Below are 20,048 nucleotides of genomic sequence, written 5' to 3' on the forward strand. Positions count from 1 at the left end.
ACATAAAAAAGGCCCCATCGGGACCTGTTTTCAGCGCACCAGCTATCGCGCGGGGTTTTACCCCACGTTGCCGATGCGCCTACCTACTACGAGAATGAGTGCCCGCACGGGACCTCTCCATGAAACTTGCGGTCGCATTGATAGGTGCAATGCCGCGAAGGTGTCAATGGGCCTGCCGCAGATTGTCGGGCCACCATGCCCGTCTGAACCAAAAACCGTGGAGGAGCATTCCGTCTGTGCGCAAAACAGGTGGCCATTGGTTCAGACAATGCTATTGGCGCGGGATACGGTTTTATGACGGTTTGATGACAGATGGCCAAGAGCGTCCTCGACAAGGATCTGCAGCGGGTTTCCGGGCTGGAAGACGCCACTCAGGACCTGGCCCGCGCGCTGGCGGCGCCCGGCATTGCGCTGGTCTTCCTGCTGCTCGCGGCGGTCTGGGCCAGCTACGCCGTCACCGACGGCCCCATGAGCTATCTCGTGGTCATCGCCGCGGCCATTGCCGGCTATATGGCGCTCAATGTCGGCGCCAATGACGTCGCCAACAATATGGGTCCGGCGGTCGGCTCCAAGGCCCTCACCATGGGCGGCGCGCTGCTGATCGCCGCCATATTCGAGGCGGCCGGAGCGCTGCTGGCCGGCGGCGACGTGGTCAATACCGTGGCGCGCGACCTGCTGATCGGCGATGCCATTCCGCCCGGTCAGTTCGTATTGCTGATGATGGCGGCCCTGCTGGCCTCGGCACTCTGGGTCAATCTCGCGACCTATATCGGCGCCCCAGTCTCCACCACCCATGCCGTGGTTGGCGGCGTCGTCGGCGCCGGCGTGGCCGCGTCGGGCGTGGGCAGCGTGGCCTGGCCGGTCATCGGCACCATCGCGGCGAGCTGGGTCATTTCACCCGTGCTGGGCGGCCTCTTCGCGGCGCTGTTGCTGCTGCTGATCAAGCACACCATTACCGACCGCATCGACAAGGTGTCCGCCGCGCGCATCTGGGTGCCGATCATCGTGGCCGGCATGACCGGCATCTTTGCCATGTATATCGCGACCAAGGGCCTGAGCCGGATCTGGGCGCCGGACCTGCCCGTCGTTCTGGCGCTGGGCATCGTCTGTGCCGCATTGGGCTGGATCGGCGCCATGCCGCTGGTTCGTTTCCAATCCATCGGCATGGAAAACCGCAAGAAGCATGTATCGACCCTGTTCCGCCTGCCGCTGGTGGTTGCGGCGGCTTTGCTGTCCTTCGCCCATGGCGCCAACGATGTCGCCAATGCCATCGGCCCCTTCGCGGCCATCGTCACCACATTGCAGTCCGGGCAGATGGAATCCTCGGGCCTGGCCCTGCCCTTCTGGGTGCTGGCTATCGGCGCCATCGGCATTTCGCTGGGCCTGGCGCTGTTCGGCCCCCGGCTGATCCGCACCGTGGGCGAGCAGATCACCAAGCTCAACGAAATCCGGGCCTATTGCGTGGCGCTGTCGGCAGCGGTGACGGTGCTCGTGGCCTCGGCTTTGGGCCTGCCGGTCTCATCGACCCATATCGCAGTGGGTGGCATTTTCGGTGTCGGCTTCCTGCGTGAATATTATTCCCGCCGCGATCTCGATTTCGCGGCCGTTCCCATCCATGCCAAGCATGTCGATCCGGCCGCGCTCAATGCCACGCCCGAAGACGCCCTGTCGCGGGAACGCAAGAGCGAGCGACGCAAGCTGGTGCGCCGGCAGCATGTGACGGGTATCGCCGCGGCCTGGATCATCACCGTGCCGGCCTCGGCCGTTCTGGCCGCCATACTGTTCTGGATACTCGATCTGGTGATCGGCTAGGCCGCCGGCGGAACGGCGCCCTGCGATTCCCGGCGCAACTGGATTTGCAGCTTCACCGCCAGGCGCGACAAGGCGCTGTCATTGAGCAGCCGCCGCGCTTCGGGCAGCACGGCCCAATGGCGCAGGCGCTGGTCCATTTCCTTCCAGGTGTCGAGCTGGGTTTCCACGCGCAGCGGATAGAGATCGACATCGACCAGGCTCGACCCATCGACGCTGGCGCTCGAGCGATAGCTGCCGACCGGCTCGGTGCCGATCTGCCCGTTGACCCCGGCCTCTTCGAGAGCTTCCAGCGCCGCGCTCTCCCAGGGCGTCATGCCCGGTTCGATATCGCCCTTGGGGAAAATCCAGCGGCCGGTGCGCCGCGAGGTGATCAGCAGGAAGACCACGCGCCCCTCCACGACCGAATAGGGCAGCGCGCCGGACTGCCGCTGCCCGGGCATGGTTTCTACCTTCGGACTCCAGTGGCTCAGGAATTCGCGCAGCATGGCACTCTCCATCGGATCGACGGCCGGACAGTCGCATGACACCGCTGCTTCTGTCGATGCTGAGATCAGCAAAAAGGGCCCCGCAGGGCCCTTCGAAAACGCGATGCCGCTGTTTACTGCAGCAGGGTCAGGTTGGTCGCCGAAACCTTGCCGTCGCGGCCGGTTTCGAGCTCATAGGTCACCTTGTCGCCCTCATAAAGCCCCTGCAGGCCTGACCGCTGGACGGCTGAGATATGGACGAATACGTCCTTCTCGCCATTCTCGGGCGAGATGAACCCGTAACCCTTGGTGGTGTTGAAGAATTTGACGGTACCAGTGATGGTATCCATGGAACTTGTCCTCGCGAGTGGACGCCGCCGGGGGCGGCTAAGGGTTGAAAACGGGCCATTGTGGCCCGGCCTAAACGATTCACAGATCAGGAGGTAGCCAAGGTCCCGGCCTCCGCCGGTCGATCAGATAGCGCTGCAAGATGTCGTCACGTGTCGGCTGTCTGTCAGAAATTCAAGGCGTTTCACTGGTCGATGAAAAGCCCCCGATCCAGGAGGGACTCCGGATCGAGGGCCCTGGCGCCCTAGGGCGCGTGCAGCATGGGGCGATGCTGCAACTTCTGTCAGCCACGCGGGCAGGTGTCGCGATAGCGGCTGCCGTCGTTGCGTTCGTAGATGCAGATATTGTTGCTGCCGGACACACGGCCGAGCACATTACCTGCCGCTGCGCCGGCCACTGCGCCGACACCGGCACCGACCAGCGTACCAACCGCGCTGCCGCCCGTAACGCCAGCGCCCACCACGGCGCCGCCAAGGCCGCCAACGACAGCCCCCTGTTGAGTAGTGGTGCAAGCGGCAAGCGACAGGCAGGTTGCGGCGATGATCAGGAATTTGTGCATGGGAAACCCTCCAAAAACTATCGAGGGCAAGAATGCGGCACACCGGCATTTGGTTCCGGCTACATTTTAACTAATTGCGATCGGGTCCATTCCAGGCCAGCCCAACCAGCACAATGGCGAGCCAGCCGCCGATCATGCCGAGCCCGCCCAGCGGCGCCGCGCCGGGGAACAGACTGTGCCCCAGCCATTCGCGCATGCCGAGATCGCCGGCAAAAATAATGGTGCCCATCGCCAGCAATGTCGCGGCAATGGCCGGCAGGCGACCGCGTCCCGCCAGCCCCAGGGCCAGCAGCGCCGGACCATGCGCCAGGCCGATGGCGGCAATGGCCCCCAGGTTCCGCGAATCGCCATGCGAGGCCCCCGCCGCGGCCGCTACGCCCATTGCGCCGATGAGCCCCGATAGGGCCAGGGTCAGGCGCCGCATCACCTCATGTCGTCCGCTCATTCCGGGTCTCTCCATGTGCCCCCCCCTTCCGCTACCGGGCGGTTTCCTCTAGAGCAATCCCTCGCGAGTAGGACTTTCCAGATGAGTGAACCAGCCACGGTTGCGTCCGGCGCAGCCGCCACCAGCCTTTCCATGTCAGCCAGTTGGGGCGACGAATTGCGCGCCACCTTCGCGCTGGCATGGCCGCTGGTCATCGCACAACTGGCGCAGAATGCGTTGACGGCAACCGACGTCATCATGCTGGGCTGGCTCGGCCCGACCCATCTCGCCGCCGGCACGCTGGCGACCACTTTCCTCATGCCCTTCCTGGTCTGCGGCGTCGGCATTGTCGGCGCCGTGGCGCCCCTGGTGGCGCAGGCGCGCGGCGCCCGTGACATCAAGGCGGTCCGCCGCGTCGTGCGGCAGGGCATGTGGGCGGCCATTCTGCTGGCCGTGCTGTTCACGCCCATCCTGCTGCAGATCCGCCCCATCTATGCCGCGCTCGGACAGGACCCCACCATCACGCTGATGGCCGAGGAATATATCCAGGTGGGCGTGTGGATGCTGTTTCCCGCGCTCACCATCATCGCGCTCCGCTCCCTGCTGTCGGCCTTCGACGCCACGCGTATCATTCTGCTGGTTACCGTCGGTGGCGTGCTGTTCAACGCCTTCGCCAATTATGGGTTGATCTTCGGCCATTTCGGCATGCCACGCCTCGAATTGCGCGGCGCCGCCCTCGCCACCGTGCTGGCCAATATCGTGATGTTCGGCCTGATGCTGGCCTATGTGCTGCGCCAGCGCCGCTTCAAGCGCTTCTATGTGTTGATGCGCCTCTGGAAGCCCGACTGGCCGCGCTTCCGCGAAATCTTCCGCATCGGCACGCCCATCGGGCTGACCGTGCTGGCCGAGGTTGGCCTGTTCACCGCCGCAGCGCTGCTGATGGGCCTGCTGGGCACTGATGAGGTCGCCGCCCACGCCATCGCCCTGCAATGCGCCTCCATGGCCTTCATGGTGCCCTTGGGGCTGGGCATTGCCGCCACCGTTCGCGTCGGCATGGCCTATGGCCGGGGTGACGCCGAGGGTATCCGCAAGGCCGGCTGGACCGCCTTTGCCCTGGGCACTTCCTTCATGGCCGTCTCCTGCGCCCTGTTCCTCACGCTGGGGCCGTCCATCGTCGCCCTGTTCCTCGATCCGCGCGTTCCGGAAAACGCCCATGCGCTGGCGCTGGCCGGCACCTTCCTTGTCGTGGCCGGGGTGTTCCAGCTCGTCGATGGCGCCCAGGTTGTCGCCGCCCATGCGCTGCGCGGCCTCAGCGACACCAAGATCCCGATGGTCTTCGCCATTCTGGGCTATTGGGCCATCGGTCTGCCCACCGCCTGGCTGTTCGGCTTCGTCATCGGCTGGCGCGGCGTCGGCATCTGGCTCGGCCTGGCTGCAGGCCTCGCCGCCGTCGCCGTGGTGCTGGTCGCCCGCTTTGCCATGCGCGAACGCCTCGGCCTGCTGCGCCCGCGCTAGCTTGCGCGCCGCGGCCAGTCGCCGAAGCGGTTGCGGAACCATGTCCGCTGCCTCTTGGCATATTGCTGGGTGGCAATGGTCGCCCGCGCTATTGCCTCGTCGCGCGCCAACGCACCATCGAGCCAGTCGCCGATCTCGCGCACGCCGATGGCCTTCATGACCGGCAGCGCCGGATCGAGATCGAGCGCGCGCAGCGCCTCCACCTCCGCCACCGCCCCGCCGGTGAACATGGCCTCGAAACGCCGCGCGATCCGGCCGCGCAGCACATCGCGATCGGGGTCCAGCACTAGGCGCTCCACCAGGAAATCCACGAGCAAACCGGAGGCATTCTCGCCCTGGAAGGAAGAAAGCATGCGGCCTGTGGCGCGCTTGACCGCCAGCGCCCGCGTCAACCTTTGCGGGTCAACCACCCGCAGGCGCTCTGCGGCCACCGGGTCCTCCCGCCGCAGCAGGGCCAGCCGTTGCGCACCATCCAGCGCTTGAATCTCTTGTTGAACTTGAAGCGTCAGCGCGGCCGGAATCTCGGGAATATCGGCGAATCCGTTTAGCAGCGCATCGAAATAAAGCCCTGTTCCACCAACGAAAATCAGCAGCCGCACCGGATCGCTCGTCTCGATGACCTCGCGCACCGCGCCAAGCCATTGCCCGGTCGAAAACCGCATGCTCGCCGGCACGGTGCCATAGAGCCGATGCTCCGCCAGCGCCATGTCCGCAGCATCGGGCCGGGCCGTGACCACGGCCAGCGTGTCATAGACCTGCATGGCATCGGCATTGACCACGATGCCGCCCTGCTGCTGCGCCATGGCGAGCGCCAGCGCCGACTTGCCGCTGGCAGTCGGACCCGCTATCAGGACGGCGCGCCTGCGGCCTGTCACGCATTCCTCCGAAAAGTAGCCCTCATGCCGGTTCTCTGCCTCATCGCCGATCCCGCCGATTCCGAACTCGATCCGGCGCTGGCCGCCGCCGTGGTGAAGCAAACCGGCGGCGAACTCAACTGGCTCAACCATTCCATTGCCTGCGAGATCATCGAGCCGAAGTCAACCGATGCGCTGGCCATTGCCCGCGAGATCATCGGCAACACCAGGGTCGATGCTGCGCTGGTGCCGACGGAAAACCGCCGCAAGCAGGTCCTCGTCGCCGACATGGATTCGACCATGATCAACGAGGAATGCATCGACGAACTCGCCGCCGCCCTCGGCATCAAGGACCAGGTGGCCGCCATCACCGACCGCGCCATGCGGGGCGAGCTCGATTTCGGCCAGGCGCTCGACACGCGCGTCGCGCTGCTCAAAGGGCTGGAGCGCAAGGTGATCGAGGAAATCCGCCGCGAGAAGATCACGCTGGCGCCGGGCGGCCGCGCGCTGATCCAAACCATGAAGGAATATGGCGCCTATACCTCGCTGGTTTCGGGCGGCTTCACCTTCTTCGCCGACTATTTCGGCAAGCGCATCGGCTTTCACGAAGCCATCGCCAATGTGCTCGAATTCGACGGCGACCGCCTGACCGGCACGGTGGCCAAGCCCATCGTCGACAAGAACACCAAGCGCGAGCGCCTGACGGCCCGGGCCGCCGAACGCGACCTGCCGCTCAGCCAGACCATTGCGGTGGGCGATGGCGCCAACGATCTCGACATGATCCGCATTGCCGGCTTCGGCGTGGCTCTGCATGCCAAGCCCGCCGTGGCCGCGGAAGCCGGTATCCGCATCGACCATGGCGACCTCACCGCCCTGCTCTACCTGCAGGGCTATAGCGACGAAGACATCATGCGCTGACACGCCTGCGGCCAACAAAAAGCCGACGCATTGCTGCGCCGGCTTTTGCATTTCCGGGGAGACGCCTACTGGGCTGGTGCCGCAGCAGGCTCCTCGGCAGGCACCGGAATTTCGGTGCCCTGCGTCGGCGTCAGCTCCGAGCCGTCCTCGAGCGTGATGCTCGGCACGGTGGTTTCCTCGATACCCAGCCCGTCAAGCGCCGGCTCGTCGGTCGGCTGCTGTGTGATCGGGGCAGCAGTCGGCTGGATCGGCGGCGCCAGGTTGGTATTGGCCGCCGGCAGTTCGCCATTGGAGCCGAAATAGCGGAAGAACTCGCTATCGGGCGACAGGATCATGGTCGTGCCGGTATTCACCAGCGCATTGCGATAGGATTCCATCGAGCGATAGAACTCGAAGAATTCCTGATCCTGACCATAGGCGGCAGCGAACAGACGGTTACGCTCAGCATCGCCCGTACCACGGATGATTTCCGCATCACGGGTCGCCGCGGCCACGATTTCCACCGCCTGACGATCGGCAATAGCCCGCAGGCTCTGTGCCTGCTCCTGACCACGGGCGCGCAGCAGCGCGGCTTCGGCGAGACGTTCGGCGCGCATGCGTTCGAACGTGGTTGCCGAAACATCGGCGTCGAGGTCGGTGCGCAGGATACGCACGTCCACCACGTCGATACCGAGATTGGCGAGGTCCGGACGGATAAGGTCGCGCGTTTCCGCCATCATCTGGCCGCGCTGGTCGGACAGGGCGGCGCTGAATTCACGCAGGCCGTAAACCTGACGCAGGGCCGCATCGAGGCTGGCCCCGATACGGGCCTCGGCAACCGAGAGCTGGCCGGTGGCCCGCTCGCGGAACAGCCGCGGATCGGAAATGCGGTAGGTCAGGAAAGCATCCACCTGATAGAAGGCGTTGCCCGAAACCTGCACGCGCATATTGGCGATATCGTAGCGCAGCAGGCGATCTTCGATCACCTGAACCGTGTCGACGAAATCCGTCGGAATCTTGAAATAGATGCCCGGTTCGGTGCGGACGTCGGTGATCTGGCCAAAGCGCATGACGATGGCCTGTTCGCGCTCGTTGACCACGTAGATCGACGAGAAGAACACATAGAGGGCGGCGAGAATGACAACGCCAATGATGATCAGACGATTGTTCATGGCTTAGTTCCCCGTCGTCGTATTGGTCGTGGCGCCGGGCCGCAGTTCAGGCAATGGCAGATAGGGGATCACCCCCTGGCCACCGGCTCCGGTTTCCACCAGGACCTTTTCCGAACTCCCCATCACCTGCTCCATGGTTTCGAGGAACAGGCGCTTGCGCGTCACTTCGGGGGCGTTGACATATTCTGCATAGATGGCGTTGAAGCGCTCGGATTCACCGGTTGCTTCCTGCACCACGCGGTTGGTGTAGGCGGCAGCCTCTTCACGCAGGGCCGCAGCGCGACCACGGGCATCGCCCAGCAGCGTATTGGCATAGGACCGCGCCTCTTCCTGCAGGCGGGTTTCGTCCTGCCGGGCGCGCTGCACTTCATTGAAGGCGTCGATGACTTCGGCCGGCGGACCGGCATTCTCGATCAGGATCTGGGTGACATTCACACCCAGGCCATAGCTGTCGAGCGTCGTGCGGATGATCTGCAGGACTTCCTCGGAAATACCGCTACGGTCGTCACTATAGATGTCCTGGGCCGGACGACGGCCCACCACTTCACGCATGGCGCTTTCCGCAGCGAAGCGGACCATGGATTCCTGGTCGCGGACGTTGAACAGATAGTCCTGCGGATTATCGATCGCCCAGAACACCGAGAACTGCACATTCACGATATTCTGGTCGCCCGACAGCATCAGCCCGTCGCTGGCACTCTGCGACGGGCGCGAGCCGGTGGCGGTCGCCGTTCCGATCTGGGTCTGATTAAGCGTGGTCGTCACGCGTTCGACGGTGTCGACCGGCCACAGCAGGAAATGCAGGCCCGGGCCGGCGAGTTCCGGCTTGGGCTTGCCGAAGCGCAGTTCGACGCCAACTTCCTGCGGCGCCACGGTATAGACCGAGTTGGCGCCCCAAAAGGCGAGCACCGCAAGAATGCCGCCGATAATGGCCCAACGGCCACCGGGCAACCCGCCCTTGAACTGGTCGCGACCGCGGTTGAGAATATCTTCGAGATTGGGTGTATTGCCGCCACCCGGACGCCGCGGGCCACCGCCCCCGCCACCGGGCGCCTGCCCCCAGGGACCGCCATTATTATTGCGGCCACCCCCGCCTCCGTTACTCTCCCACGGCATCGCGTCCCTTTCGGATAAATTTCGTTTCGTTGAGGACTTATATAGGCAAGGGCTTCAACCGATCAATGCGCGCTGTCCTGTCGTCGCTCGTACACTTTGACGCGGTAGGCTAAAAAAGGGTCGGGTGATCCGCCAACGCATCATCGTCAGCAGGTTGGCTTTCTATAAATTCCGACCATTCTTCTAGACGGTCAATTATATGGGAACTCGTTGGCATGAACTCTTCCTTAGACCTCATCCGATGTTCAAATTTTCGTCGGGCGTAATGGGTTATTCGAAAAGAAAAATCATCGTGTTCCCCGGATGGGAACTCTCTCTCTTCACGAGTCCGCCACTCCGACGGTAGAAAAGTATAATCAAATTTGGCATCGCCATTCATATGTCCAGTATATACGTCAGTAAGCCAAAATTGATTTATATATTTTTGAAACTCTCCAAAAATGACCTCGCCACCAATTATAAAAAATTCCGGCTGAAGCGTAAATATAGAATGGACATCCGCTAGAAGAAGCGCTGTTTCTGGATCTTTTGCCCACTTAACATTCGCGCAATCATCAAAAATCTGTCGCGACAAAACAATATTAAGTCGATTTGGCAGCGGACGACCAAGCGACTCAAACGTGCGGCGCCCCATGATGACTGCGTGCCCCGCAGTCAATTTCTTGAAATGCTGTAAATCCGTGCGAAGGTGCCATGGAAGCGTATTGTCCACGCCGATAATGTGGTCTGGATGGCTCCGTGCAACGATGGACGTCGCTGAGGGCATCTTCACGCGAGGTGGAGTGGGCATGGACAACCTAGCAGATGGGCAAGACTGAAGTTCGCCGGTTCATCGCAGACCCGGCCTTGGGTCACAAGACACAATAACCGGTTAATTCGAACCGAGGAGTAGTAGCGCGTCACCATCGACCCGCACCTTGGTCCACTCGTCCTGCATCACCCCGCCCTGCGCCTTGTAGAATTCGATGCTGGGCTCGTTCCAGTCGAGCACCCACCATTCGAACCGTCCCAGCCCTTCGGCCACGCAGCGCCGCGCCAGATTGACCAGCAACGCCTTGCCGATCCCCTTGCCGCGCATGGACGGATCGACGAACAAATCCTCCAGCCAGATGCCATGCCGGCCCTGGAAGGTGGAATAGGTATAGAACCACAGCGTGAAGCCGACCGGCTTGCCCTCCCATTCCGCGATCTCGCAGAACACCTTGGGCGCGGACCCGAACAGGTCGCGCAGGATATCGGCCTCGGTCGCCTTGGCCTCATGGCTCAGCTTCTCGTAGGCCGCTAGCGCTTCGATGAAATGCACGATCAGCGCGGCGTCTGCGGGGGTGGCGGAGCGGATGGTGAGGGAAGTGTTCAACTGTTGTTCGATCTTCTCATTTTCACGGCGTCATTCCCGCGCAGGCGGGAATCCACTCTTCATTCCTTGCGGCGCCAACAGAAAGAATGGATTCCCGTCTTCGCGGGAATGACGTCGCGTTTTAGCTAATTACTTGTCGGCTGCCGCTCGAGGATCAGGATATTCAGCTCCTCCTGCGGCCAGAAATCCTCCTTGACCATCTCGAACGTGGTTGGGCCGATCTTCTTGACGCCTTCGCCGCAGAACGAGACGAGATTGTCGGGACTGCCCTTGTCCACCACGAGGCGGAACTTGCCGATGGCGCCCCCGCTCCAATTGCCGCCGGTGGTCAGGATGTAGGAAATCCAGCTCTCGAAGAAGGGCGCCGACCACGGCTCGTCGGGGTTGGCCAGCGTCTTGCGGACGGCTGCCAGGAAACTCTCGTCGGTGCAGTATCTGGTCCTGTATTCGGCCGCCGGATCGTAGCCTTCATAGGGCTCGCCGAGGAAGCTGACGCCGACAGTGCCGCCGACGCTGGGCTTGTAGCGATGCTCGACCGTCACGGTCTCGCCCGCCGGAAACAGCCCTTCCCAGGTATAGGTCGCCTTGTAGGTCCAGGCTGGCCAGTAGTGCTTTTCCCAGCCTTCGCCGGCGTCATATTCATCGGGCGCGACCAGGCCCAGATGCAGCAGACGCGCGGTTGTCTCGTCATCCAGCGCATCGGTCGCATCGCTGGCCTGGCTGGTGATCGGCACCAGCGGCAGGCCGAGCTGCTTGATCATCTTGGTGCGATCGACGCCGAAGGCATAGGCATATTCGTGCAGTTCCGTCTCGACATGCTTGCCGTCGAGCGTCGTCTCGAACTGGAAAAGGTTGTCGTCCGGCCCCACCGGAAAAGCCACCGGCGACCAGAAATCGGGCACGATATCGGGCATCGGGAAGGCGACGAGAATATTCTGGTCGGCGTCGCCATCATTGCGGAACTGGTAGACGACGCGGATTTCATCCTTCGAGATGAACAGCTCCTCGCTCTCCATCACGATATCCTGGTTGGTGATGAATTCGAGCCCGCCAGTGGTCAGCACCGCCGACGTGTCATTGGCCAGTGCTGGACCGGCAGCCAGCAATGCACCGCAAAGCAGCAGAAACCTCATCCTATCCTCCCGATATACGCGCCATTTGCTTAGCACGGCCTCAGCCGCTGCGTCCCAGATACTGAAACCACTTGCGCTCCAGCGCCGCATCGAGGTCGATGCCGTTCTTGTGGGCAAACAGCAGCAGCGTGGCCAGCACGTCCGCAGCCTCGTCCTCCAGCGCCTGGCGGATGGCCGGCGCATCGGCACCCTTCATCCGCCCACGTCCGGTGGTCTTGAGATATTCGGCCGTGAGTTCGCCGATCTCTTCCTGCAGTTTGAGCAGATACCAGTCGTTGTCGCGCGCTATGGCATTGCGGGACGCATAAGTGTTCGAGACCTCGACCACCAATGGCATCAGCTCGGCCAGCCTGCGGCTCAAACCGAAACCTCGGCCTTGATATGCGGATGCGGATCGTAGCCTTCGAAGGCAAAATCCTCGAACACGAAATCTTCCAGCCGCGTCACATCAGGATTGATCTTCAACACCGGCAGCGCCCGCGGCTCGCGCGTCAGTTGCAGCCGCGCCTGCTCGAAGTGGTTCGAATAGAGATGCACGTCGCCAAAGGTGTGGACGAAGTCGCCCACGCCCAGCCCCGTCACCTGCGCCACCATATGAGTCAGCAGCGCATAAGAGGCGATGTTGAACGGCACGCCGAGGAACGTATCGGCCGAACGCTGATAGAGCTGGCAGCTCAGCTTGCCATTGGCGACATAGAACTGGAACAGGCAGTGGCAGGGCGGCAGCGCCATCTCGTCCACCTCGGCCGGATTCCAGGCCGAAACGATATGCCGGCGCGAATCCGGCTTGGTGCGGATGGATTCGATGACCTGGGCGATCTGGTCGATCTTGCGCCCATCCGGCGCCGGCCAGCTGCGCCACTGCGAACCATAGACCGGCCCGAGATCGCCATTCTCGTCGGCCCACTCATCCCAGATCTTGACGCCGCGCTCCTGCAGCCAGCGAACATTGGTCTCGCCACGAATGAACCACAGCAGCTCGTATATGATGGATTTGAGATGCAGCTTCTTGGTGGTCAGCAGCGGAAAGCCCGCATTGAGGTCGAACCGCATCTGATAGCCGAACAGCGACCGCGTGCCGGTGCCAGTCCGGTCGGCCTTGTCGGTGCCGTGTTCGAGAATGTCGGAGAGGAGTTTGAGATAGGGCTGCATGATGAAAGCTTAGACGATTCTCTTGGTTATCGGCTCGGCTATGGTACAATCTCCACATGACGAAGATCATCCTGCAACACGGCCAAACGAGCCAATTCGTCCTGGGCCGCAAGGCCGCTGAAAAGATCAGCGCTGTAGAAGGTATCGTTCGCTCTCCAAGAACCGGGCAACTAATCCATGCAGCCGATGAACGCGGCGAAACGGGCGATGCGCGACGTGCGCGCATCAGGGCGGAGTTCAGGAAGTAGTTGGTATATGCCGGCGAACCAGATCCGCTGTGTTACGCTGGCACGACCGTACTGAAAACCGCGCAGGCCTGACCGATCAAGACGAACTCAATGAGTTCGAGTTCGCCATGTATTTATCTCGTGCGGAAGAACCGCTCCCAACCGGCGATCTCGGCTACGAACATTATCGCCGGATTCATCACCATCTCTTTCAGGATGTATACGATTGGGCCGGGCAACGGCGAAGCGTTCGGATCGGCAAGGGAGGAAACTGGTTCTGCTACCCTGAGCATCTGTCTCGGGAAATGCATCGGGCGTTTTCCCTGGTTGACCCGGTCCTGACATCGGCAACGGCGCAGAACTTCGCAGAACGCGCGGCTATCCTGCTCGCGGGGATCAACGCAGGACATCCCTTCCGCGAAGGCAATGGTCGCACGCAGCTTGCCTATCTTGCACTCCTCGCGGCAACCATCGGATACGGTTTCAACCAGGACATGCTTGATCCAGATCGCGTAATATCCGCGATGATTGCCAGCTTTTCCGGCGAGTTGTTGCCACTGACGCAGCTCATTTCCGACTTGATACGCAACCCTGGTTGAGGGCTAGGAATTGCACAGTCGAGAGCATCGACTCCGGTAAAAGAATACCTCATCTCCTCCCGACACCCGCTGTCAGGGTGTCCGGTCTACCTTAAGCCGCACCAAGGAGAACGATCATGCCCATTGAACACATCAATCCCGATGGAATGTATAAAAGCCCGGTTTTCTCGCAGGGCATCATCCTGCCGGCCAATGCGAGGCTACTGTTGATCGGCGGCCAGAACGGGGTCAACGAGAAGGGCGAGATCGTCGGCAAGGGCGATGTGGTGGCCCAGACCAGGCAGGCCCTGGACAATCTGCAAATGGTGCTGTCCGCCGCCGGCGGGCGCCTGGAAGACCTGGTCAAGACGACCATCATCATGCAGCAGGATATCGACCTCGGCGCCGCCTTCGGCGTGTGGATGGGCGTTTGGGGCCAGCGGCCCAATCCACCCACCGTGACGGGCTTTCGGGTCCCCGGCCTCGCCAATCCCGATTTCCTCATCGAGATCGAAGCGCAGGCCATTTTGCCATGAGCCCGGTGCTACGGCCGCTGCGCAAGCGCGAGGAAATGCCTGATTTCGTGCGCGCGGCACTCGCAGAGCGCGGTCTGCGCGAGGCCTATGACGCCCGCCCACCCTATCAGCGCAACGACTATCTGCTCTGGATCAACAAGGTGAAGCGCGACGACACCAAGCAGAAGCACCTGGCCCAGATGCTCGATGAATTGGAGGCCGGCGGCGTCTATATGGGCATGAAATGGAACGGGAGCTGACGCTCAGCACCAGCTCTCCTTGTAGCCCCGCCAGTGATGCGCGAGCCCTTCGGCCACCAGCGTATCGCCGATCGAATGACCGCCCCGCACCACCACGCGCAGCTTGCGGCCATAGACATCTTCATCGCGGTCGGCGGGTTGCAATTCGAATGAGCCGGCGCTGAGCAATTCGCGCAGCCGCGTGGTCGCGCGTCTGCCGAGCGCCGCTTCGGCGCCGCAAGCCGGCGAGCTGACTTCCGGCGTATTGATGTCGGCAATTCGTATCTTGACCCCCCGAGCCAGAACGTATCGCCATCCACCACGCAGTCGATACGAACACGGCCGGCGCAAACGGCGAAGGTTTGCGGCACGGTCGCGACAGTGCTGTGCGCCACCGGTGGGTTGAACAGCCTTGCCAGGTTCTGCTCGGGAAGTGCGCCCAGCAGCGCCCCACCCAATCCGCCGACCAGCAGAAAAGCCGGAACGAGAATCCAGTTCGACGGCGCGCGCCGCCTGCCCGGTCTCGTCACCAGCCGTAGTGATGTTCTTGATGCCATAGCCCCCTCCCACCAAGTGGATGGCAGCATGGCCGGCAAGCGTTAAGTCGGGTTCAACACGCAGGGGACAATACGGGCTCGCCGCGCGCGCGTGATTTGCATCCCGCCCCGACCGCGCCTATATAGAACCTGCTCGCAAGAGCTATGGCGATAAACGGTCATCGTAATAAACCTTTCGGACCCGGGGGCAGTACCCGGCGCCTCCACCATCTACCCCTCGGGGGCCAATGGGGGCGAAACAGGATCGACGAGGGCGTAAAAGGTGTGCTTTTGCTCGGTGAGGTACCACCGTTATCGGTCCAAAACTTATAGTTGCTAATGACAACCATAAGGCTCCGGTCGCTCTCGCCGCGTAAGCGGTGCTAGCACTGGGAATTTAAGTCCTCCGCTCCTAGCCGGGCGACAGGCGGGGTCCGCAGGCACCTGGCAACAGAAGCCTGCACCTTTTCCCGCATTCTTCTGCAAGTTTTCCTGTGCCTTTCTCCTTGAATTCTCGTGGAACGTGAGGCTGATATGGGCCATCAGGGATTCTATCCCTCGTGACAGGAAAGTGAGCCGATGGCCGAAGACCACATGCGATACGACATTCTCGCCCAGGAAGCCCTGCGCGGCGTCGTGCGCAAGGTACTGGCCGAGGTCGCCAAGACCGGCCTGCCCGGCGAGCATCACTTCTTCATTTCCTTCGTCACCCGCGCGCCCGGCGTGCGGCTGAGCGAGAAACTGCTCGGCCAGTACGACAAGGAAATGACCATCGTCATCCAGAACCAGTATTGGGACCTCAAGGTCAACGAGACCGGTTTCGAGGTCGGCCTCAGCTTCGACGGCATTCCCGAAACGCTGGTGGTCCCCTTCTCGGCGGTCAAGGGGTTCTTCGATCCTTCCGTGCAGTTCGGCCTGCAATTCGATCCGGCAACCGCGCCGGGCGCTGCTGCGGTCGAAACCGAGGCCGACGCCGAAGTGGAAGCCACCGCCGAAGCCGGTGCTGTCGAAGCGGGCGAGGAAAAGCCCGGCGAAAAGGTCGTCAGCCTCGACGCCTTCCGCAAGAAGCCCTGACATGTCCTTGATGGACAAACGCTCCCTGTCCATATCCGGCCACCGCACGTCCATCGCATTGGAGCCCGAATTCTGGGCAGCGCTTGATGCGATGGCCGCCGAAAAATCCCAGACCATGGCGAGCCTGATCCGCGATATCGACGAAGTCAGGCAAACGGCCAACCTCTCCTCGGCCGTAAGGCTGGCCGTGCTGGCCTGGTATCAGGACAAGGCCGCCACCGGTTAGCCGAGTAGCCCTCATGGTGAGCTTGTCGAACCACGAGGGCGTGGCACGATAGCTCCACTCGCCCGCCCTCGTGGTTCGAACCATGAGGGCTTTCTAAAACAGCGGCTGGTTGACGCTCGACCCCAGGGGCCGGTTCACGGGTGGCGGCAGGCCCAGATCCAGTGGCCCTTGCGGCGGCGGCAGGGTTTCGATCGGCGGTCTGGGCTGCGGCGACTGCTGCTGTTCCAGCCGCCTTGCCTCTTCTTCCGCCGCCTGTCGCGCTGCCTCCTCGGCCGCAAGCCGGGCAGCCTCCTCGGCAGCTCGGCGGCGCTGCTCCTCGATCAGCCGGTTGCGCTCCTCGGCAGCGGCGCGCTGCCGCTCGGCATCCTCGGCCCGCAGGATTTCGAGGCGCTCCACTTCCATTTCATTGGCCCGTACCAGCACCGCGGCGACCATCTCGCCCAGATCCAGCGTCACATCAGGCGCCAGCAGCGTCCCGGCCAGCCGTGTGATGATACGCGACGTATCGGGGCCGACCAGGCCGCTGCTGTCAGCGAAGTCGCGCGGTGTCATGACGAAGCTGCCATTGAGCCCCAGATCGGCGAGCGTCAGGTTGAGATCGCCCGCCAGTCCGGCGCCCTCGCCATTGACGATGACATTGGCCAGCCGCACCACGCCGCCGGCAATGGAGAAGGCGCCGGTGGCCTGGGGCGCGGTGAATGGCCCCTGCCCCAGCGCCAGCCCCATAATGGTGCTCATCGCATCGGGCTCCATGTCGAGCACGTTTTCGAGCCCGGCCACGGTCGGGTAGACCTCGGGCGACAATTGCTGCACCGTCAGGCCGCTCAGCGTAAAATTGCCCTCGCCCGCCATGACACCCATCAACTCGGCCAGGCTCGCCCCCGTCGCCTCGAACCGCACGCCGCCATCGAGCAACCCGCCCAGCATATCGGCAATGCCGGGAGGCACGACCATGTCGCTCGGCACCGCCGCAACAGTCATCCGGCCACTGATGGTCTTGTCGACCAGCGGGCCTGCGCAGCAGATCGTCATGTCGAGGCCGAGCGTCCCAAGGTCCGCCACCGCCTCGAACCGCGCCAACCGCGTGCGGGTCTCATCCCAGCTCAATTCGAAACTGGTTTTCCCCAGCCGCTCCTCGCCGCCAGCCGCCAGCGCACCGGCCGTGACCGACACCGTGCCGCGCGTCTGCCGCGCCTGGTCGCCCAGTGCAATCGGCCCCTCCGGCCATATATCGCTGCCAGCGACCAGTGCCGCCGGCCCCAACAGCGTCGCGGCCAGCCCTTCGACCGACACCAGATCCACGGCGATCTCGCCCGATACTGCCGCCGTGCTGCCGGTGCGCGATAGTGACAGCGCCCCGCTGAAACCGGTTTCCCCTGATGTCCCGACAATGTCGCTCAGCCGGGCCAGCCGCTCACCCTCGAAATGGATTTGTGCGCTGCCCTTGGCCATGGGCAGGGTCAGGCCCCGCGCGCCCACGATCCGGGCCAGGCCGCCGGCATTGGCCATGGCGATATCCAGTTGGCCCGTCCCCTGGATTTCGCCATTGTCCAGCGACAGCAGGTTCCCGGCATAGCTGATGCTCTCATCGCCCAGACTGGCGGTGATATTGCTGTCGAGGCTGTTATTCGGCGTGCCCACCAGGCCCAGGCTGACCAGCATGGAGCCATCCCCGACAAAGAGCGGACTATCGCCGAATCCGATCTGCTCGGTCAGCCCGGCAATATCGGTGGATTCGAGCCCTCCGCTCACCCGCAGCGGCGCCGTGGTCAGTGCCCCGATGCCGCCGCTGAGTTCGGCCCGCAGATTGAGTTCGCCCGCACCCAGCGCCCCCGCCAGGGTCACCGTCTGGGCGCCATCGATCAGTTCGCCGATATCGACCAGCAGGTCCGCCGGAGCCGAGGCGGCGAGAAATCCGCGCCAGCTTTGCGGCATGTCGAGCAGATCGTAAAAACCCAGCAGAGCCGGCGCGTCGCCGGCATCCACCCGCACCATGCCCGAACCCGACACGTCAGGCTCGGCGACGGTTCCACCTGCCGTCAGCGTGGCGTCCACGCCCACACCGCCCCAATTCTCGGCCGAAAGCCGCGAGAAGCTGACTTCACCGCTGCGCCACTGCCCCTCGGCCACCAGCCCGGTGCCGTCGAGCCCGAGAACCCGCGCACTCTTGCCGGTCAGCGAGAAACTGCCATAGGGAAAACTGGTGCCGAAGGCCGGCTCGGTGGAGATATCGGGCAATAGCGCGCCGACCAGCGCGCTGCCCCGCTGCCCCAGCTCATCGAAATGCGCCACGAGATCGAGCCGCTTTTCCTCGCCGAAGCCGAGCCGGATTTCGACCCCATGGGTGCGCCCGGCAAGCGTCAGTACGCCATTGACCAGGCCGAACGCATCCCCCGCCAGCATGACGCGGCCGGTCAGCGCGCCGGGCTCATTGAACAGCACATTGTCCTCGCCCGGCTTGCGCCAGAGCGCGGCCAGCCCGTCGAGGCGGTTGCTGACCAGCGAGACTTCGCCGGCAAAGGCCGGGCGTTCGCTTTCGCGCGTCAGCTGTCCACTGGCCCGCAATTCGCTATCGCCGGGCAATTGGGCGATGAATTGCTCGATGGTCCAGCCCGCCCCATCGGTACGTGCATCCATGCGCACATTGCGCAGGGCAAAGCCCCGCAGGCTCACCTCGGCCAGGTCGATCCCCACCCGCCCGGCCATGGGTGGAATGATCGGCGCCGGTAGCTCCGACAGCAGCCGCACCGCCTCATAGGGCAAAGTGGAGGCATCCTCCTTGGCGTCGCGCGGCGGCAGCGAGAAGACGCCGCCGGAAATCACCGCGTCGAAACTTCTGGCATCACCAAGCTGGATACTGGCCGCGCCGGTCAGCCGCGTACCGGCCCGGTTCTCGTCCGGCCGCAACGTATAGCCTGACAGCACGATGCGGTCGGTCGAGCCAGTGACCTTGCTTTCCAGCACCAGGTCACCGCGGATATCGGTCGCCACATCGGTGGCCTCCGGCTTCTGGCGGTAGACCATGTCGCCATCGAATTTCGGCGCCATGCCGGGCTCGAGCAGCCCTTCCAGCGAGAGGGAAAAGCCCGCCGATTGCGGCTGTACGAACAGGGACACCCGCGCCTTGCCGGCATCATCGACCAGGCTTGAATTGAACCGCACGCCATAGGACTGGTCGCGATAGGACCCATTGCCCTGGAACGAGAACGGCCCGCTGAACCCGCCAAGACGCAATTCGCCGGTGACATCGCTGGCGACGAACGTCTCGCCCGAGCGGCGATCCATCAGCCGCACAGTAGCACCGACCACGCTGGTCTGTCCGAGCCCGACCCCGCCAGTGCCCGAAGCCAGCGCCACGCCGCTGCCGAAAAAGCCGCTCTCATCCACGGTGAAATCGATCACCGGCTGGCGCAGCACAAGGTTGGTGACGTTATAATTGTCGCGCAGGAAATCCATCAGCGCGAACTCGGCTTCGACACTGTCCACCGTCGCTGCCGGCTCTTCGGGCGAGCCCACCAGCACGTCGGAAAACCGCAGCCGGGGCTGCGGCAGCAGCGTGAAGTCGATCTCGCCCCGCACGGTGACCGGTGTGCCGAGCACAGAAGTCGCCAGCTCTTCCATCCGCCCGCGATAGTCGCTCCAGCGAATGAAATGCGGCGCGATGAAAGCGCCGGCCAGCACGATGATCGCCAGCAGGCCGACGACGATGTAGATGCGATTGAGCACTGTGCGTGACTATCCGATTTCCCGCGGCAGAGTGTAGGCAAGCACGCGGTCGGCGCAACCCCGCCCTTGCCGCGATACATGCCAGATTCGTCGCGCCCAAAACAAAGCGGCCGGACCTTTCGGC

23 protein-coding genes and 1 other RNA gene are annotated in these 20,048 nt (G+C 63.3%); 10 read left to right on the forward strand and 14 right to left on the reverse strand.

What is annotated here, in order from left to right:
* Positions 1-312: 312 nt before the first annotated feature.
* Positions 313-1,812: an inorganic phosphate transporter gene (locus FPZ08_RS08890; protein ID WP_146289644.1), complete on the forward strand. Its 1,500-nt coding sequence runs from the start codon at positions 313-315 to the stop codon at positions 1,810-1,812.
* Here the strand turns inward: FPZ08_RS08890 and FPZ08_RS08895 are convergent.
* The 4 genes from FPZ08_RS08895 to FPZ08_RS08910 all read right to left on the reverse strand — a co-directional run bounded on the left by FPZ08_RS08895 (position 1,809) and on the right by FPZ08_RS08910 (position 3,628).
* On the reverse strand, positions 1,809-2,297 hold the full coding sequence (locus FPZ08_RS08895; protein ID WP_186767272.1) for an NUDIX hydrolase: 489 nt from the start codon (positions 2,295-2,297) through the stop codon (positions 1,809-1,811). The genes FPZ08_RS08890 and FPZ08_RS08895 overlap by 4 nt on opposite strands.
* A gap of 113 nt (positions 2,298-2,410) precedes the next feature.
* Positions 2,411-2,626 (reverse strand): cold-shock protein, encoded by a 216-nt coding sequence (locus FPZ08_RS08900; protein WP_146289646.1) that lies wholly within the window; start codon positions 2,624-2,626, stop codon positions 2,411-2,413.
* 281 nt (positions 2,627-2,907) lie between these two features.
* Positions 2,908-3,183, reverse strand: a complete 276-nt coding sequence (locus FPZ08_RS08905) for a hypothetical protein (RefSeq protein ID WP_146289647.1) — start codon at positions 3,181-3,183, stop codon at positions 2,908-2,910.
* A gap of 70 nt (positions 3,184-3,253) precedes the next feature.
* On the reverse strand, positions 3,254-3,628 hold the full coding sequence (locus FPZ08_RS08910) for a DUF423 domain-containing protein (protein ID WP_246132835.1): 375 nt from the start codon (positions 3,626-3,628) through the stop codon (positions 3,254-3,256).
* 81 nt (positions 3,629-3,709) lie between these two features.
* Between FPZ08_RS08910 and FPZ08_RS08915 the strand changes: the two genes are divergently transcribed.
* Positions 3,710-5,122: an MATE family efflux transporter gene (locus FPZ08_RS08915; protein ID WP_246132836.1), complete on the forward strand. Its 1,413-nt coding sequence runs from the start codon at positions 3,710-3,712 to the stop codon at positions 5,120-5,122.
* Here FPZ08_RS08915 and miaA read toward each other — a convergent pair.
* On the reverse strand, positions 5,119-5,997 hold the full coding sequence (gene miaA / locus FPZ08_RS08920) for a tRNA (adenosine(37)-N6)-dimethylallyltransferase MiaA (protein ID WP_246132837.1): 879 nt from the start codon (positions 5,995-5,997) through the stop codon (positions 5,119-5,121). The genes FPZ08_RS08915 and miaA overlap by 4 nt on opposite strands.
* 24 nt (positions 5,998-6,021) lie before the next feature.
* Between miaA and serB the strand changes: the two genes are divergently transcribed.
* Positions 6,022-6,894, forward strand: a complete 873-nt coding sequence (serB, locus tag FPZ08_RS08925; protein ID WP_146289649.1) for a phosphoserine phosphatase SerB — start codon at positions 6,022-6,024, stop codon at positions 6,892-6,894.
* 65 nt (positions 6,895-6,959) lie between these two features.
* On the opposite strand, the gene hflC is transcribed toward serB, so the two are convergent.
* From hflC to FPZ08_RS08960, 7 genes are all read right to left on the reverse strand, one after another.
* Positions 6,960-8,045: a protease modulator HflC gene (hflC, locus tag FPZ08_RS08930; RefSeq protein WP_146289650.1), complete on the reverse strand. Its 1,086-nt coding sequence runs from the start codon at positions 8,043-8,045 to the stop codon at positions 6,960-6,962.
* Positions 8,046-8,048: 3 nt separating this feature from the next.
* Complete coding sequence (gene hflK, locus FPZ08_RS08935; RefSeq protein ID WP_146289651.1) at positions 8,049-9,161, reverse strand: FtsH protease activity modulator HflK; 1,113 nt, start codon at positions 9,159-9,161, stop codon at positions 8,049-8,051.
* Positions 9,162-9,270: 109 nt separating this feature from the next.
* Positions 9,271-9,927: a dihydrofolate reductase gene (locus FPZ08_RS08940; protein ID WP_246132887.1), complete on the reverse strand. Its 657-nt coding sequence runs from the start codon at positions 9,925-9,927 to the stop codon at positions 9,271-9,273.
* Positions 9,928-10,032: 105 nt separating this feature from the next.
* On the reverse strand, positions 10,033-10,518 hold the full coding sequence (locus FPZ08_RS08945) for a GNAT family N-acetyltransferase (protein ID WP_146289653.1): 486 nt from the start codon (positions 10,516-10,518) through the stop codon (positions 10,033-10,035).
* 125 nt (positions 10,519-10,643) lie between these two features.
* Positions 10,644-11,651 carry a DUF4424 domain-containing protein gene (locus tag FPZ08_RS08950; RefSeq protein ID WP_146289654.1) on the reverse strand — a complete coding sequence of 336 codons (1,008 nt, stop codon included), beginning with the start codon at positions 11,649-11,651 and terminating at the stop codon, positions 10,644-10,646.
* Between the two features lie 40 nt (positions 11,652-11,691).
* The gene (locus FPZ08_RS08955; protein ID WP_146293032.1) at positions 11,692-11,988 is read right to left on the reverse strand and encodes a nucleoside triphosphate pyrophosphohydrolase family protein; all 297 of its coding nucleotides are present in this window, start codon (positions 11,986-11,988) and stop codon (positions 11,692-11,694) included.
* 20 nt (positions 11,989-12,008) lie between these two features.
* The gene (locus FPZ08_RS08960; protein WP_146289655.1) at positions 12,009-12,803 is read right to left on the reverse strand and encodes a thymidylate synthase; all 795 of its coding nucleotides are present in this window, start codon (positions 12,801-12,803) and stop codon (positions 12,009-12,011) included.
* 56 nt (positions 12,804-12,859) lie between these two features.
* Here FPZ08_RS08960 and FPZ08_RS08965 point away from each other — a divergent pair, with 56 nt between their 5' ends.
* The 4 genes from FPZ08_RS08965 to FPZ08_RS08980 all read left to right on the forward strand — a co-directional run bounded on the left by FPZ08_RS08965 (position 12,860) and on the right by FPZ08_RS08980 (position 14,383).
* Positions 12,860-13,051, forward strand: a complete 192-nt coding sequence (locus FPZ08_RS08965) for a hypothetical protein (RefSeq protein WP_146289656.1) — start codon at positions 12,860-12,862, stop codon at positions 13,049-13,051.
* A gap of 29 nt (positions 13,052-13,080) precedes the next feature.
* Positions 13,081-13,629 carry a Fic/DOC family protein gene (locus tag FPZ08_RS08970; RefSeq protein ID WP_342780176.1) on the forward strand — a complete coding sequence of 183 codons (549 nt, stop codon included), beginning with the start codon at positions 13,081-13,083 and terminating at the stop codon, positions 13,627-13,629.
* Between the two features lie 116 nt (positions 13,630-13,745).
* Complete coding sequence (locus tag FPZ08_RS08975; protein ID WP_146289657.1) at positions 13,746-14,144, forward strand: RidA family protein; 399 nt, start codon at positions 13,746-13,748, stop codon at positions 14,142-14,144.
* The gene (locus FPZ08_RS08980) at positions 14,141-14,383 is read left to right on the forward strand and encodes a YdeI/OmpD-associated family protein (protein WP_146289658.1); all 243 of its coding nucleotides are present in this window, start codon (positions 14,141-14,143) and stop codon (positions 14,381-14,383) included. Before FPZ08_RS08975 ends, FPZ08_RS08980 begins: the two co-directional genes overlap by 4 nt.
* Positions 14,384-14,386: 3 nt before the next feature.
* On the opposite strand, the gene FPZ08_RS08985 is transcribed toward FPZ08_RS08980, so the two are convergent.
* Positions 14,387-14,932, reverse strand: coding sequence for a thermonuclease family protein (locus FPZ08_RS08985; protein WP_342780177.1), 546 nt, complete (start codon positions 14,930-14,932; stop codon positions 14,387-14,389).
* Between the two features lie 79 nt (positions 14,933-15,011).
* Here FPZ08_RS08985 and ssrA point away from each other — a divergent pair.
* The 3 genes from ssrA (at position 15,012) to FPZ08_RS09000 (ending at position 16,198) form a co-directional block, all read left to right on the forward strand.
* Positions 15,012-15,363: a transfer-messenger RNA gene (gene ssrA / locus FPZ08_RS08990) on the forward strand.
* A 114-nt stretch (positions 15,364-15,477) separates the two neighbouring features.
* The gene (locus FPZ08_RS08995) at positions 15,478-15,972 is read left to right on the forward strand and encodes an SspB family protein (protein ID WP_146289659.1); all 495 of its coding nucleotides are present in this window, start codon (positions 15,478-15,480) and stop codon (positions 15,970-15,972) included.
* Positions 15,973-15,982: 10 nt separating this feature from the next.
* Complete coding sequence (locus tag FPZ08_RS09000; protein ID WP_146293036.1) at positions 15,983-16,198, forward strand: ribbon-helix-helix domain-containing protein; 216 nt, start codon at positions 15,983-15,985, stop codon at positions 16,196-16,198.
* Between the two features lie 93 nt (positions 16,199-16,291).
* On the opposite strand, the gene FPZ08_RS09005 is transcribed toward FPZ08_RS09000, so the two are convergent.
* Complete coding sequence (locus FPZ08_RS09005; RefSeq protein ID WP_146289660.1) at positions 16,292-19,924, reverse strand: AsmA family protein; 3,633 nt, start codon at positions 19,922-19,924, stop codon at positions 16,292-16,294.
* Positions 19,925-20,048 lie beyond the last annotated feature (124 nt).

Source organism: Devosia ginsengisoli (assembly GCF_007859655.1).
In the GTDB taxonomy this organism is placed as follows: Bacteria; Pseudomonadota; Alphaproteobacteria; order Rhizobiales; family Devosiaceae; genus Devosia; species Devosia ginsengisoli.